At 46.8% G+C, this 14,241-nt stretch carries 15 protein-coding genes; 6 read left to right on the top strand and 9 right to left on the bottom strand.

Features of this window, described 5'->3' with window-relative positions; all coding sequences use genetic code 11:
- Window positions 1-65: 65 nt before the first annotated feature.
- The 3 genes from MY7_RS10185 to ytaF all read right to left on the bottom strand — a co-directional run bounded on the left by MY7_RS10185 (window position 66) and on the right by ytaF (window position 1,961).
- Window positions 66-692: an N-acetylmuramoyl-L-alanine amidase family protein gene (locus tag MY7_RS10185; RefSeq protein WP_007612483.1), complete on the bottom strand. Its 627-nt coding sequence runs from the start codon at window positions 690-692 to the stop codon at window positions 66-68.
- Between the two features lie 18 nt (window positions 693-710).
- The gene (locus MY7_RS10190) at window positions 711-1,028 is read right to left on the bottom strand and encodes a hypothetical protein (RefSeq protein ID WP_032864640.1); all 318 of its coding nucleotides are present in this window, start codon (window positions 1,026-1,028) and stop codon (window positions 711-713) included.
- A 309-nt stretch (window positions 1,029-1,337) separates the two neighbouring features.
- Window positions 1,338-1,961 (bottom strand): sporulation membrane protein YtaF, encoded by a 624-nt coding sequence (gene ytaF, locus MY7_RS10195; RefSeq protein WP_007408366.1) that lies wholly within the window; start codon window positions 1,959-1,961, stop codon window positions 1,338-1,340.
- Between the two features lie 146 nt (window positions 1,962-2,107).
- Between ytaF and MY7_RS10200 the strand changes: the two genes are divergently transcribed.
- The 6 genes from MY7_RS10200 (at window position 2,108) to alr (ending at window position 6,421) form a co-directional block, all read left to right on the top strand.
- Window positions 2,108-2,740 carry a helix-turn-helix domain-containing protein gene (locus tag MY7_RS10200; protein ID WP_014418348.1) on the top strand — a complete coding sequence of 211 codons (633 nt, stop codon included), beginning with the start codon at window positions 2,108-2,110 and terminating at the stop codon, window positions 2,738-2,740.
- Between the two features lie 296 nt (window positions 2,741-3,036).
- On the top strand, window positions 3,037-3,174 hold the full coding sequence (locus MY7_RS19760) for a hypothetical protein (protein ID WP_014470646.1): 138 nt from the start codon (window positions 3,037-3,039) through the stop codon (window positions 3,172-3,174).
- Between the two features lie 93 nt (window positions 3,175-3,267).
- A complete protein-coding gene (locus tag MY7_RS10210; protein ID WP_029326082.1) occupies window positions 3,268-4,386 on the top strand; it encodes an NADH-dependent flavin oxidoreductase in 1,119 nt (372 codons plus the stop codon).
- Window positions 4,387-4,512: 126 nt separating this feature from the next.
- Window positions 4,513-4,725 (top strand): spore germination protein, encoded by a 213-nt coding sequence (locus MY7_RS10215; protein WP_007408362.1) that lies wholly within the window; start codon window positions 4,513-4,515, stop codon window positions 4,723-4,725.
- A gap of 125 nt (window positions 4,726-4,850) precedes the next feature.
- Window positions 4,851-5,063 carry a spore germination protein gene (locus MY7_RS10220; protein WP_007612499.1) on the top strand — a complete coding sequence of 71 codons (213 nt, stop codon included), beginning with the start codon at window positions 4,851-4,853 and terminating at the stop codon, window positions 5,061-5,063.
- 176 nt (window positions 5,064-5,239) lie between these two features.
- The gene (gene alr, locus MY7_RS10225; protein ID WP_007612500.1) at window positions 5,240-6,421 is read left to right on the top strand and encodes an alanine racemase; all 1,182 of its coding nucleotides are present in this window, start codon (window positions 5,240-5,242) and stop codon (window positions 6,419-6,421) included.
- 148 nt (window positions 6,422-6,569) lie between these two features.
- Here alr and spo0A read toward each other — a convergent pair whose 3' ends face one another.
- The 6 genes from spo0A to dxs form a co-directional block, all read right to left on the bottom strand.
- Window positions 6,570-7,370: a sporulation transcription factor Spo0A gene (gene spo0A, locus MY7_RS10230; RefSeq protein ID WP_003153177.1), complete on the bottom strand. Its 801-nt coding sequence runs from the start codon at window positions 7,368-7,370 to the stop codon at window positions 6,570-6,572.
- A 280-nt stretch (window positions 7,371-7,650) separates the two neighbouring features.
- The gene (gene spoIVB, locus MY7_RS10235; RefSeq protein WP_007408360.1) at window positions 7,651-8,931 is read right to left on the bottom strand and encodes a SpoIVB peptidase; all 1,281 of its coding nucleotides are present in this window, start codon (window positions 8,929-8,931) and stop codon (window positions 7,651-7,653) included.
- Between the two features lie 163 nt (window positions 8,932-9,094).
- On the bottom strand, window positions 9,095-10,825 hold the full coding sequence (gene recN, locus MY7_RS10240; protein ID WP_007612501.1) for a DNA repair protein RecN: 1,731 nt from the start codon (window positions 10,823-10,825) through the stop codon (window positions 9,095-9,097).
- Between the two features lie 31 nt (window positions 10,826-10,856).
- On the bottom strand, window positions 10,857-11,306 hold the full coding sequence (gene ahrC / locus MY7_RS10245; protein WP_003153173.1) for a transcriptional regulator AhrC/ArgR: 450 nt from the start codon (window positions 11,304-11,306) through the stop codon (window positions 10,857-10,859).
- A 96-nt stretch (window positions 11,307-11,402) separates the two neighbouring features.
- Window positions 11,403-12,248, bottom strand: a complete 846-nt coding sequence (locus MY7_RS10250; protein WP_007612503.1) for a TlyA family RNA methyltransferase — start codon at window positions 12,246-12,248, stop codon at window positions 11,403-11,405.
- Window positions 12,245-14,146, bottom strand: a complete 1,902-nt coding sequence (gene dxs, locus MY7_RS10255; protein ID WP_007612504.1) for a 1-deoxy-D-xylulose-5-phosphate synthase — start codon at window positions 14,144-14,146, stop codon at window positions 12,245-12,247. Before dxs ends, MY7_RS10250 begins: the two co-directional genes overlap by 4 nt.
- Between the last annotated feature and the right edge of the window lie 95 nt (window positions 14,147-14,241).

Raw genomic sequence — 14,241 nt, forward strand, 5'->3', positions numbered from 1 at the left:
CATCGGTTTTCTCTATTATAATCGTTATGCACATAAGGAGGGCGCTATTTACACATATTTTATAATTACCGTCCGCTGTAATAAGTTTCGATTCCGTTTACAACGGCGTCCGCGGCGTGCTCTTGGCCGTTATCGCTTTTCAGCTTGTCCGCATCTTGAGGATTTGTGATAAAACCTAATTCAGCCAGCACACTCGGCATCTTTGAATATGTAATGACATAAAAAGGAGCTTCTTTTACGCCTCTGTCCCTCATCCCTAAAGACGTGACAAGCTGCTGCTGGATGTCGGAAGCAAGCCTTTCGCTGTCTGCTCCTTCATATGTCGAATTAAAATACGTTTCCGTGCCCGATGCCGTTGAGACGGCTGAATTCGTATGGAGGCTGACGAATAAATCAGATTGGCTGGCGCTTGCTTTCGCCACCCGCTCGTCCAAACGTAAAAATGTATCGTCAGTCCTTGAAGCAACAGGTTTTGCGCCTTCTGTCTCCAATTTGGCGATCACCTTGTTTGACACCGCTAAATTGATGTTTTTCTCAAGCAATCCATTTCCGCCGGCCCCGCTGTCTTCTCCGCCATGTCCGGCATCGATATAAATGGTTTTCCCTTGCAAAGGTTCAGCTGCATAAGCAGACGGCGCAAGCAGAAGCAGAGCGGCACCGAAGGCAGCAGCGCTTTTTGTCAGTAAACCCACGTTTTTTCCTCCCCGTTTTCACATATCTGTTTCTTTTTTCAGTTCCTCAAGCCGTAATTGTCCGTTGCTCTCTTTTTTATAGGTGATTTGCACCGCCGTATGTTCAGGCAGGTACTGACATTCAAACCGCTTAGCGAACGGCACCTTCACCTCTTGCCTTTCTCCGTCAATTTCGACCGCGATCGTATCGTTTCCGGCCGCTTTTATAAATGTTCCTTCCTGTGTAAATGACGGCGCCGCATCAGCCTCCGCGGTATACTCGCAGCCTGATAACAGCCATGCGGTGAAGATCAGAAGTATGACAGACTTCACACAGATCACCTCACGTTTTCTCATTCGGCTTTATCTTTGAACAGAATGGCCGATTTGTAAAGGGAGCCACCATTCCTCCATCGCTTTTCCATATTTGGAATGAAGGCTATCTGACCTGCTGTTTACCTGAACTTAGAAAGAAAACAAGCTGATCAGTCTATGAAAAAGGTTCTGTCTGAAGGCCGAATATGCAGAATTTAACGGAAACGGACGACTTTCTGTTCATTTTGAAAAAATATCAGATCGGCAAAAAAAAGAGAGCCGCGTCATGCGCTCTCCCGAATAGAAACATTCATATTTATTTTGAGCTTTTCATAAAATGAACGGGACAACTTAAAAGAGCAGCGTATTGGCGGCGATGATGAGAATAATCACTCCGCTCAGCACCGTGCTGAACTGTCCGACGTGAAAAGAACCGATGCGCAATGACGCGGCTTTTTTTCCAAGCGAGCAGCCGATCCATATGGTCAAAAAGCTTCCGACCGCCGCAGTAATGGAAATGGCAGCGGGAGAAAGCCCGATCAAACCCGCGCTTAATCCGTTGGTCAGCGCATTTGCGGATACGGCCACCCCGAGAACCATGGATTCCAATATACCGATTTCTCCCGAACCGTCGGCATCCGCTGCCTCCGGATTTTGCAGCAGACCGGCAAAACGGCCTTTTTTTCCTGACGCGCCAACACGCGCTGTTTTTCTCGGCACAGCAAGCAGAATGATGCGGATACCGATGACAGATAAAATAAACGCCGCCAGCAATACAGGAAGAAAGCCCGGTAAAACGGCTGAAATCCATTTGCCGAAATAAATTCCGATATAACTGAATACAAAACAGATAAAAGCGATCATCATATTCGACGCATGCGATATTTTGATTTTTCTGATGCCGTATGACATCCCCACTCCTAAATTATCAATGCTCGAGGACACTGCCAAACCTAAAATCAATAACCAAGCCATGTTCGTTTCTCTCCATTCTTTGATGTCTTTTCAACATGTTGTGCCGTTGAATCTACACTATCCTATTCAGCCGCACAGAAAAGGTACCTTTTCTGCAAAAATTATTGATTAATGATCATCATTCCGGCGGAAACGAGGTGACACCCTTGACAGAAAATAAAAATAAGACACTGGGGCCCCTTTTAAAATCACTGCTTGATAAGCACTCGCTCTCCATGAGAAAACTCGGCGCCTTAACAAACATTGATACGGCCACCATCTCCCGGATTATAAACGGCAAGCAGAAGGCCAATTTAAAGCATCTTCAGGAATTTTCAAAACATCTCCGCACTCCGCTGGAGGAATTGCTTGAGGCGTCAGGCATAGACATCGGCCATGAAAAAGAAGCTGCGCCGCAAGACCCGATGCACGCGATTCAGGATATGCTGAATATGGCCGAGATGTTTGATCAGCCTTTTTCCCGGGAGCAAATTGAGCGTGAACTGACCAGATATGAACAATATGCCAAAACCCAGCAGGGCCATCGCCTGATTTGCGATGAGTTTCAAAAGAAAATGGACAATGAAGAAAGCGTCGGCCCTTTTATTGATCATTTGAAAAACATGCATCATCAGTATATGGATGAATCAACACCGGCTGAAGACCGCGCGATTCTCGGGAGCGCGCTGCTGTATTATATTTTAGCGACCGACGTCATTCCGGATTACATGTTTCCGATCGGCTACCTGGATGATGCCATCGCCGTTCAAATCGCTTTGAACCGGCTGAAAAAAAAGTAAAGGCGCTTAAAAAAGCGCCCTTTTTGTGTTGAAAAATATGAAACACCGCATTACGGTTTTGTCAAAACAGAGACAGCTGTCATATGATACATCAACCTAACAAAAAGGAGGGTGTCTTCTATGGACAGCAACACAGTTGTGGCAGTGTGCGCTCTGTTAAGTGTTGTGATTCAGATCGGAACGATATTCGCCGCAGGAAAGTGGAAAAAAGAATAAATAAAAACAAATTGACGGTTTTTTCGCACAAGCGTATGCTTATAAATAACCTTGTAAAAGATAAGAAAGAAGATATGCATATGAAAAAAATCATTCTCCTCTTCGCCGCCGCTGTCATATTCAGCTCGATCGGCCATCAAATTTCAGGAGGATATAAAGATCCTGAAAAGGAACGGAGAAAACCGTTTCATTCGTTTAAATGGTTCAGCCGGTCATAACCTCAGGAAGAAGAACAAGCAAAATAATTGCACACAATTAAAACATAAGCTAGAATACGGACGAGTTAAACTCCTAAGGAAGAAGGCGAAATGATGAAGCAAACTTATAAACCGCTGTTTGAACCTTTTACGTTCGAAAGCGGCGTCACCATACCAAACCGTATTTCAGTCGCGCCGATGACACACTATTCATCAAATGATGACGGAACGATTTCCGACCGTGAATTAAGCTACATTACTCCCCGTTCAAAAGAAATGGGCATGGTCATTACGGCATGCGCAAACGTAACGCCAGACGGCAAAGCGTTTCCAGGCCAGCCCGGGATCTATGATGATTCTCACATTCCCGGCTTGAAAAAACTCGCTCAGGCGATCCAGTCTCAAGGAGCGAAAGCCATTGTGCAGATTCACCACGGAGGATTGGAATGCCCTCCTGAACTCGTGCCAAACAACGATGTCGTCAGTCCGAGCGGCTCAGAAGAAGATGGGAGACAAACGTCCCGGGCTCTCACCGAACAAGAAATTGAGCACATCGTGAAAGCATTCGGCGAAGCGACACGCAGAGCGATTGAAGCCGGCTTTGACGGTGTTGAAATTCACGGGGCAAACGGGTACCTGATTCACCAATTTTATTCACCGAAAACAAACCGGCGCACAGACCGCTGGGGCGGAAGCGATGAAAAGCGCCTTGCGTTCCCGCTTGCAGTCGTTGACGCTGTCAAACAGGCAATTGATACACACGCTGAAAATCCATTCGTTCTCGGCTACCGCCTGTCACCGGAAGAGCCGGAAACACCGGGGCTTACAATGAAAGAAACATTCATGCTCGCCGACGCGCTTGCGGAAGAGAACTTGGATTATCTGCATATTTCACTGATGGATGTCAATTCCAAAGCCCGCCGCGGGGCGGATACTTCACGGACGCGGATGGATTTATTAAACGAACGCGTCGGCCATAAAGTGCCGCTGATGGCCGTCGGTTCCATCTATACCGCGGACGAAGCGCTTGCTGTATTAGAAAGCGGAATTCCGCTGGTGGCTCTGGGACGTGTCATTTTGATTAACCCCGAATGGGCGGTGCTGGTCAAAGAAGGCCGCGAACAGGAAATCGAAAAAGCCATTCAAGCATCTGAAATTGAGAAATACCGACTTCCTGAACCGTTATGGGAAATGATTCAGAATACAGGCGGCTGGGTGCCGTTTGAAAAGTAGACTAAAAAAACTGCCGGATGTCCGGCAGTTTTTTTGATTCACAAGTTTTTACCGCTTTGTTTACTCCTATTTCTAACACACAGCGTACATATAGTAAATAGATTAATAGAAAGGAGACCGTATATGATGGCTGGTTTTCCTATTACGATTAACAGTCTTTCCGGAAACGGGGTTGTCAATGTCGGCGGTGCGTTTTCGATAAGTCCTTTAACCGTATCAAAAACCGTCTACGGCTCAGGTGGGGGAAATACAGGGATGGTCCTGCAAATGAATCAATCCAGTACATCTCAATCTTCAAGCTCTCAATACTCTGATCAAAATGTAACGAAAACATTATGACATCCGTATTTCCCTCCCTTTCCGGCTGGCAGCAGCCGGATTCTTTTTGCCGTTTTGTTTAATCTTATTCCATATTACAGCGTACATATAGTTAGTAGACTGTGAGAGAAAGGAGAAAAAATAGAATGAGCGGTTGCCCGATTACGATAAACAACGTATCAGGAAACGGAGTTGTCAATGTTGGCGGCGCCATATCCATCAGTCCGCTGACTGCATCAAAAACCGTTTTCGGTGCCGGAGGGGGAAATATCGGCATTGTCATTCAAAACAATGCTGTGAGCCACGCCAAAATGTTTGAACATCAATTTTCAGATCAGAATATTGTAAAGTCAATTTAAGGGCTGCCATGCAGCCCTTTCAGCATAAATAAAGCAGGCGCACTGATTTCCTGAAACCTTGACCTTTAAACATCAGCGATCACCTTCCCTTGTTTTGAATGATTTCAGTTCAAGGTGAATAGAATGCAGATTGAAAGCATGAGTACTGAAACTCATTAAGGAAAGAAGGAATCGTGATGAAAAAACTTTGCCGGGAAGTTTGGATTGAAGTCGACCTTGATGCGATAAAAAAGAACGTACGGGCGATCCGCCGCCATATTCCGAATACGTCTAAAATTATGGCCGTCGTAAAAGCGAACGCTTATGGCCACGGCTCTGTGGAAGTAGCGCGGCAGGCACTGGAAAGCGGGGCGAGCGAGCTCGCTGTCGCAAGTGTCGAAGAGGGAATTGTGTTACGGAGAGCGGGAATTACAGCACCTATTCTCGTGCTCGGCTTCACAGCTCTCAGCTGTGTGAAAAAATCTGCCGTTTGGAACATAACATTATCAGCGTTTCAGGTCAGCTGGATCAAAAAAGCGAATCGGATATTGGAAAAAGAAGCAGAGTCGAAACGGCTGTCCATTCATATCAATGTGGATACCGGAATGGGCCGGCTGGGTGTGCGTACGGAAGAAGATCTTTTAGCAGTGGTGAAAGCGCTCAAGTCGAGTACATACCTGTCATGGGATGGCATCTTTACACATTTTTCAACAGCGGATGAACCGGACACTGAGCTGACCATGCTGCAGCACGAAAAGTTTATCAGCTTTCTCAGCTTTTTAAAAAATCAAGACATTACGCTGCCTACCGTGCATATGTGCAACACAGCCGCCGCTATCGCATTCCCGGAATTCAGCGCCGACATGATCCGTTTAGGCATTGGTTTATATGGTTTATATCCGTCCGCCTCGATAAAGGAACTGAACCTCGTGGATCTCACACCCGCACTAAGTTTAAAGGCGCGTATCGCTTATGTGAAAGCTATGGTGACAGATCCCCGGACCGTCAGTTATGGTGCCACATATATCGCCGAACCGGGTGAAATCATCGCGACGATTCCGATCGGCTATGCTGACGGTTACTCCCGCGCCCTGTCCAACCGCGGGTTTATTCTGCACCGCGGCAGACGGGTGCCGGTGGCGGGGAGAGTGACAATGGATATGATCATGGTCAGTTTAGGTGAGAATGAGGGCAAACAAGGAGAAGAAGTCGTCATCTACGGTAAACAACAAGGAGCCGAGATTTCCGTTGATGAAATTGCCGAAATGCTCGGTACGATCAGCTACGAAGTCTTATCTGTGTTAAGCCGCCGCGTCCCCCGCTTTTATTTCAGAGACGGCAAAATCATTAAAATATCAGCACCGGTATTATACGTGTAGACGTCATAGATCCCGCATTTATGTATAGAACAAGTAACGGCGTGAGTGATTTCCATTGTTTTCGTCAGCAAAATTTCAAAACGCCTTCTATTCCGCGTTCATGCACGGAATAGAAGGCGCGAAAAAGACATCTAGCCAAAAGCTTGCGTTACGAAGCTTTATGCTCCAATCTCAGCTTGTCAGCAACCATCGCGATGAATTCTGAATTGGTTGGTTTTGCTTTTGTCATGCTTACCGTATATCCGAACAGTGAAGAAATGGAATCAATATTTCCCCTGCTCCATGCGACTTCAATGGCGTGGCGGATGGCCCGTTCTACACGGCTTGCGGTCGTGTTGAATTTTTTGGCAATGTCGGGATAAAGGACTTTTGTGATGCTGCCGAGGAGTTCAATATCGTTATACACCATGGAAATGGCTTCACGCAAATAAAGATAGCCTTTGATATGGGCAGGCACACCGATCTCATGGATAATGCTTGTAATGCTGGCATCGAGATTTTTCCGCTTCGGCTCCGGCTGGCTGCGGATAATGCTGCTTTGCGCAGACGGCGCACGGTGTGTGACACTGCTGACATTTCCGCTTACCTGGCGGATATGGCCGACAAGGTTTTCCATATCAAACGGCTTCAGGATAAAATAGGACGCGCCTAAATCGACGGCTTTTTTCGTAACGTCTTCCTGACCGAATGCCGTCAGCATGATGACGTTCGGCTGCTTCTCGAGCTCTGATTCCCGCAGACGCTCCAAAACCGCAAGTCCGTCCAAATGCGGCATGATAATGTCTAAAACGAGCACATCGGGATTCTTATCTTTAAACAAAGAAAGGCATTCCTGTCCGTTATAAGCAACGCCGATCACTTCCATATCATCCTGTCCCTCTATATATTCACTCAACAGGCTTACAAGCTCTCGATTATCATCAGCAACACAAACTTTAATTTTCTCCACGTTTCTTCCTCCCCCAATGTATTAACAGGACGCAACCCATTTGACTGCTACATGTTACATTCGACAAAACCACTACTTCCCCTTTTAAAAAATCCATATTTACCAATAATAGTGGTATATCTTTGTTTTTCTAGCATTTTCTAGGTTTTTCGACTAAAAATTAAGTTTGACAAATCAGGAAACGTGAATTTGTCGAAAAATCTTCATGTCTTATTTTACATGAATCCAGGAAAGAAGTGAAGAACGCATCACATAAAAAAACTGCCGGATCATCCGGCAGTCAGCTTGCTTTGTCTTTCCCGTAAACATCAACACCCGCTTCAGACAGCATCCATTCGATATGAACGCCGTAGCCGCTTGTCGGATCATTGACAAATACGTGGGTTACGGCTCCGACGACCTTTCCGTTCTGGATGATCGGGCTTCCGCTCATCCCCTGAACGATTCCGCCGGTTCTTTTCAGCAGTTTCGGATCTGTCACTTTCAACACCATTCCCTTTGTCGCCGGGAATTTTTGCGGCGTGGTGCTGACGATTTCAATATCAAATTTCTCTACTTTATCGTTTTCGATAACCGTCAGCATTTGCGCAGGTCCTTTTTTTACTTCATTTGACAAAGCAATCGGAAGCGCTTTGTCGGAAATGTTGTTTTTAATCGGCTGATGCAGTGTCCCGAAAATGCCGAACGGGCTGTTGCGGTTAATATCGCCGATCGTTTTCCGTTCTGACGAAAACCTTGCCAGTTTTTCGCCGGGATTGCCGCCTTTTCCTTTTTCAATCGATGTTACAGTTGAACGGACGATTTCTCCGTCTTCTACAACAATCGGTTTTTTTGTATCCATATCAGAGATGACGTGGCCCAATGCGCCGTATTTTTTTGTTTTTGGTTCAAAAAATGTCATGGTGCCGATGCCGGCTGCCGAATCGCGGATATAAAGGCCGATTCGATATTTCCCCTCGGCTTCGTCCTTTGTCGGAATCAGCTTTGTTTTGATTTTTTGCTTATCGCGTTTCACCAATAAGTCCAAAGATTCACCGGTTTTGCCCGCTTTTTGAATAAACGGAGCGATGTCGCTCATTTTTTCAATTTTATGTCCGTTCATTTTAATAATGATGTCGCCAGATTCAATTCCCGCTTGTTCTCCCGGAGACTTTTTCCCATCCTTTGTCATCACCTGGTGAAAGCCGACGACCAAAACACCGACTGAATGCAGTTTTACACCGATGGACTGTCCGCCCGGAATGACCTTCAATTCTGGAAGGACACGCACTTTTGTTTTTTTAATGGGAAACCCGGCAAGATCATATACTACTTCTGACCGGCCTTGTGTTTGCCCTGTTATGTTTGCATGGCCGTGCTCTTCTTTCAGCGTAAAGGCTTCTGATAATTCGCCCTTTTCAGCGCTTATTGATGCATTGACCGGAACGGCCTGTGTCTGGTTTTCAAAGACGCTCATTTCTGACGGTATCAGTAAATATTCTTTAAACGGCTTAAAAAAGCCTACACTTAGTAAAGAAACAAGGAGAATTACACCTATTGCTTTCCTCATGTTATCGTGCATTCATTCCTTCACTCTCCTCGCTCCTATCCCACACCACTTTCTTTTTCTGCTACATCTATACTTTTGCCTTCCTGCGCTTGATTTATAACCGGCATACGAAGAAAAACATTGGATACACTGTTAGAGAAATGGAACAAAAAAATAAGCTGCCTGTATCAGCAGCTTATCCTGTCGTTTTTACCTGTCCGGCCTGTTTTAGAAGCTCTTGTGCATGACGTTTTGTCAGATCGGTCACTTCAACGCCCGCAATCATGCGGCCGATTTCCGCTACCTTGTCCTGTTTGGAAAGCGGCGTGACATGCGTTGTCGTCCGGCCGTCTTTGAATTCTTTTGCGATCAGAAGGTGCGTATCCGCCATGGCAGCAACCTGCGGCAGGTGTGTAATGCAGAGCACCTGTGAACCGTTCGATACTTTATGGATTTTTTCCGCGATGGCTTGGGCAACCCGCCCGCTTACACCGGTGTCCACTTCGTCAAAGATGATGGAGGTGACATCCTGCTGGGAAGAAAAAATACTCTTCATCGCCAGCATCACCCTTGAAAGCTCGCCTCCGGAAGCGACCTTTGACAGCGGTTTTAAAGGTTCACCGGTGTTTGTTGAAATTAAAAACTTCACAAGGTCAATCCCCTTTTGGGTAAGCTGCACGGGCTGCCCGTTAACAACCGGTGCTTCACTGGCTGACGGATCGGTTTTCACGAGAAATTCCGTATCAAACGTTGATTTGCCCATATACAGACTTTTTAATTCCTGATGAATCGCTTCCGCCAGTTTCTTAGCCCAAGCTTTTCTGATTTTTGATAAATTGGCGGCTTCTACGGCCACATCTTTGCCGACAGACTCCAATTCCTTCTTCAGCGCTTCAAGGTGGCTGTCGCGGTTCTCGATTTGATCGATTTCCTCTTCTATTTTGGAGCCGTATTCCAAAATGTCTTCTACCGTCGCTCCGTATTTGCGCTTCAGCTGTTTGATCTCATTTAAACGGGTTTCAATAAAATTCAGCCGTTCCGGGTCATATTCCAGATCATCTAACAGATTGCGCATCTGAAAGGTTGCATCCTCCAGCAGATAATAAGAACTTGACACACTTTCAGACAGCTTTTGCAGCGGTTCATTGATATCCGAAATATCTTCAAGCTGGGCAGAGGCCATTCCGACCCAGTCAAGCCCCCCCTGCTCGCTGCGGAGCGCATTATAGGCGTTTTGCAATGATTCATAAATTTTTTCAAAGTTGGATATCTGCTTCCGCTCTTCCTGAAGAAGTTCGTCTTCATTCAATTCAAGCTTCGCCGACTCGATTTCTTCAAGCTGAAATTGAATCAGGTCTAACCGATGCGCCATTTCCTGTTCGCTTTCTGACAGCTTCTTCACTTTTTTGAGCAGCCTCATATAACGCTCATAGCCTTCATGGTAAGCCTGAAGCGCGGATTCGGCCTCAGCGCCTGCAAACCTGTCCAAAAGCTCCAAGTGTTTGTCATCTTCCATTAACAGCTGGTTATCATGCTGTCCGTGAATATCTAATAAAAGTCTGCCGATTTCCCTTAAAGCCGCAATCGTCACTAATTTTCCGTTGACACGGCAGACGCTTTTTCCTCCGGCATTGATGTCCCTTCTCATGACAATCATATCGTCAGATGCGTCTATTCCCTGCTCACGGCATACTTCAAACACGGGATGACCGCTGTCTAATAGAAACAGTCCTTCAAGCTCGGCCTTTGTTTCACCGTAACGGACAAATTCAGACGAGCCGCGGCCGCCGACTAATAGGGAAACGGCGTCTATAATAATTGACTTGCCGGCCCCTGTTTCTCCCGTCAGGACGGTGAGCCCCCGTTCAAACGAAATCGTCAGTTCCTCTATAATGGCAAAGTTTTTTATTGATAGTTCAGCTAACAAACAGCATTCCACCTTTTATCTGATAATTACGCTACAGCAGCTCCAAAAGACGGCTTTGTACGCCTTCCGTATCTTCAGGCGTCCTGCAGATGATTAAGATCGTGTCATCTCCGCAGATCGTGCCCATGATTTCTTCCCATTCGAGATTATCCATCAGAGCGCCGATTGCCTGAGCATTCCCCGGCATCGTTTTTAATACGATCATATGGCTTGCTGAGTCAATTTTTACGAACGCATCCATTAATGAACGCTTCAGTTTTGACAGCGGATTGAACCGCTGATCCGCCGGCAGGCTGTATTTGTAGGAGCCGTTGTTCGTCGGCACCTTTACGAGATGCAGCTCTTTAATGTCTCTGGAGACAGTCGCCTGGGTTACCTTATATCCTTCTTCTCTCAGCATGTCAACTAAGTCATCCTGCGTTTCAATCTCATGGCTTGTAATAAGCTCTCTGATTTTTATATGCCTTTGGCCTTTTGTCATGTAAGCACCTCTGTTTTCAAGCTGTTCTTGTCATTATGTTAACCGCTTCTTGATAAAAAGTACATGATGGCAGAAAAAAGGAATAATAGCCCCCTATTATTCCGGTACATCTGTCTTTTTGGCTTTTAATGTCTCATGTGCTTCGCGGACGGTACGGAGAATGTCTTCTTCCGGCAGTTCAGCGCCGTTTCCGTCTTCTCCGCCCCATTCCAAATGAAGCAGAAACTCAATATTGCCGTCCCCCCCTGTAATCGGTGAGAAGGACAGTCCTTTTACTGTATATCCTTCAGAAGCGGCAAATTGATTCATGCGGCGGAGAACGTCAGTATGAACGCCGGGATCTCTGACAATGCCTTTTTTTCCGACGGATTCCCGTCCGGCTTCAAATTGCGGCTTTACCAGTGCAATACAATCGCTCCCCGGTACAAGCAGCGTTTTTAAAACCGGCAGAATGAGGCGGAGTGAGATGAAAGAAACATCGATTGTCGCAAATTCCGGCAAACCCTCTGTGAAATCGGAAGGCTCGGAATAGCGGAAATTCGTCCGTTCCATGACGACGACCCTCTCGTCCTGTCTGAGCTTCCAAGCAAGCTGATTATAGCCGACATCCACTGCGTAGGACCGCTCGGCTCCGTTTTGGAGGGCGCAATCCGTGAATCCCCCTGTAGACGAGCCGATGTCAATCATCGTTTTGCCTTTTACCGAGACAGGAAACACTTCCAAGGCTTTTTCAAGCTTTAATCCGCCTCTGCTGACGTATTTAAGAGGGTTTCCTTTTACCGTTAACGGAAGATCCCGGGCGATTTTTTCACCCGGTTTGTCCAATCGGTTTTCATTTGAGTATACGATGCCCGCCATAATGGCGCGTTTCGCTTTTTCCCGCGTTTCCGCAAGGCCTTTTTCTACAAGAAGTACATCTAATCGTTCTTTTTTTGCTGTCATGATCCAATTCCTTTATGTGTCTTCGGGGGCATCAGCAGTTTTATCCGGTTCATAACCTCAGCCTTCGTGAGACCGATTTCTTCAAGCAGGGCGGTTACGCTGCCGTGCTCAATAAACCGGTCTGGGATGCCCATTCTGTCAATCGGTGTATGATACATGCCGAGGTCATGAGCGAATTCGAGAATCGTGCTGCCGAATCCGCCTTCAAGCACGGCTTCTTCTATCGTTAAAATCGGCAGGCCTTCATTAAGAATGGCCTTCATCATTTGTTGATCAATCGGTTTTATGAACCGCGCATTCACGACACGCACGGACAGGCCTTCTTTTTGCAGTTCTTCAGCCGCTTCCAGCGCCATTTCAATGGTCGTACCGAATGTTAAAATGACCGCGTCTTTTCCGGGACGGAGCACTTCCCATGTTCCGATCGGAATGGTTTTCAGCTCTTTATCCATCTTTACGCCGAGTCCGTTTCCGCGCGGGAAGCGCATCGCAATCGGACCTTCCTCGTAGGAAAGGGCTGTATTGACCATATGGCGGCCTTCATTTTCATCCTTCGGCATCATTAAAACGAGGTTCGGTATATGCCGCAAAAAGGCGATGTCAAAAACGCCTTGATGCGTCTCCCCGTCAGCGCCGACCAAACCGGCGCGGTCAATGCCGATAAATACATTCGCGTTTTGACGGCAGATGTCATGGACGACCTGATCGTACGCCCGCTGCAAAAAGGTCGAATAAATCGCAAGAAACGGCTTCATGCCTTGGAGCGCCATTCCAGCCGCCATCGTCGCCGCATGCTGTTCTGCGATTCCAACGTCAAACATGCGTTCAGGGAATTCTTTCGCAAACCCTTCCAGTTTGGAGCCGACCGGCATGGCCGGTGTAATGGCGACAATTCTGTCATCCTCACGCGCCAGCTCCTGCACGGTGCCGCTGACAAGTCCGCTCCATGAAGGCGCCGCGGCTTTCGGCTTGACGAAATCACCCGTATTGATTTTATACGGCCCCGTTCCGTGCCATGTGCCGATTGTGTCAGTCTCAGCCGGTTTATAGCCTTTGCCCTTTTTCGTAATGACGTGTAAAAGGACAGGGCCTTTCGTTTTTTTGGCGTATTGCAGGTTTTCAAACAGTTCGTGGTAGGAATGACCGTCAACCGGGCCTAAATACGTAAAGCCCAGCTCTTCAAAAAACATGCCTGACACAAGCATATATTTCAAACTGTCTTTTATCCGTTCAGCTGTGGCGGCCAATTTTCCGCCGACGGCCGGGATGCGCTTAAATAAATATTCAAGCTCATCTTTTACCCATTGATATTTGCCAGCCGTGCGAAGCCGTCCCAGCATAGAATGAATCGCCCCGACATTCGGCGCAATGCTCATCTCATTATCATTCAGGATGACGATCATGTCTTTTTTCTCATCACCGATATGGTTCAGCGCTTCAAGCGCCATTCCTCCGGTTAAAGCGCCGTCTCCGATAATCGGGATGATATATTCTTTCGATCCTTTAATATCACGGGCGGCAGCCATTCCCATCGCGCCTGAGAGCGAAGTTGAGCTGTGACCTGTTTCCCATACGTCATGTTCGCTTTCGCTGCGTTTCGGGAAACCGCAAAGCCCTTTATATTGGCGCAAGGTTTCAAACTCCTTGCCGCGTCCGGTTAACAGTTTATGAACATAGGACTGATGTCCGACATCCCATAAAAATTTATCTTTCGGACTGTCAAATTCTTTGTGAAGCGCAATTGTCAGCTCGACAACCCCGAGGTTCGGCCCGATATGGCCGCCAGAGGCAGACAGCGATGTGATGAGGAAATTGCGGATCTCCTCACTCAGCTCTTCCAGCTGTTCAATTGACATCTTTTTAAGAAATGACGGGTCCTGTATTGATAAAAGATCCAAAGCGGATCAACTCACTTTCAGCATGAATTTCTGCAAATTAAACAGTGTCTTTTTGAAAAGAGAAAAAGACTCCCTTTGTATTTTCATCGAAACTG

It is taken from the genome of Bacillus sp. 5B6, assembly GCF_000259405.1.
Taxonomy (GTDB): Bacteria; Bacillota; Bacilli; order Bacillales; family Bacillaceae; genus Bacillus; species Bacillus velezensis.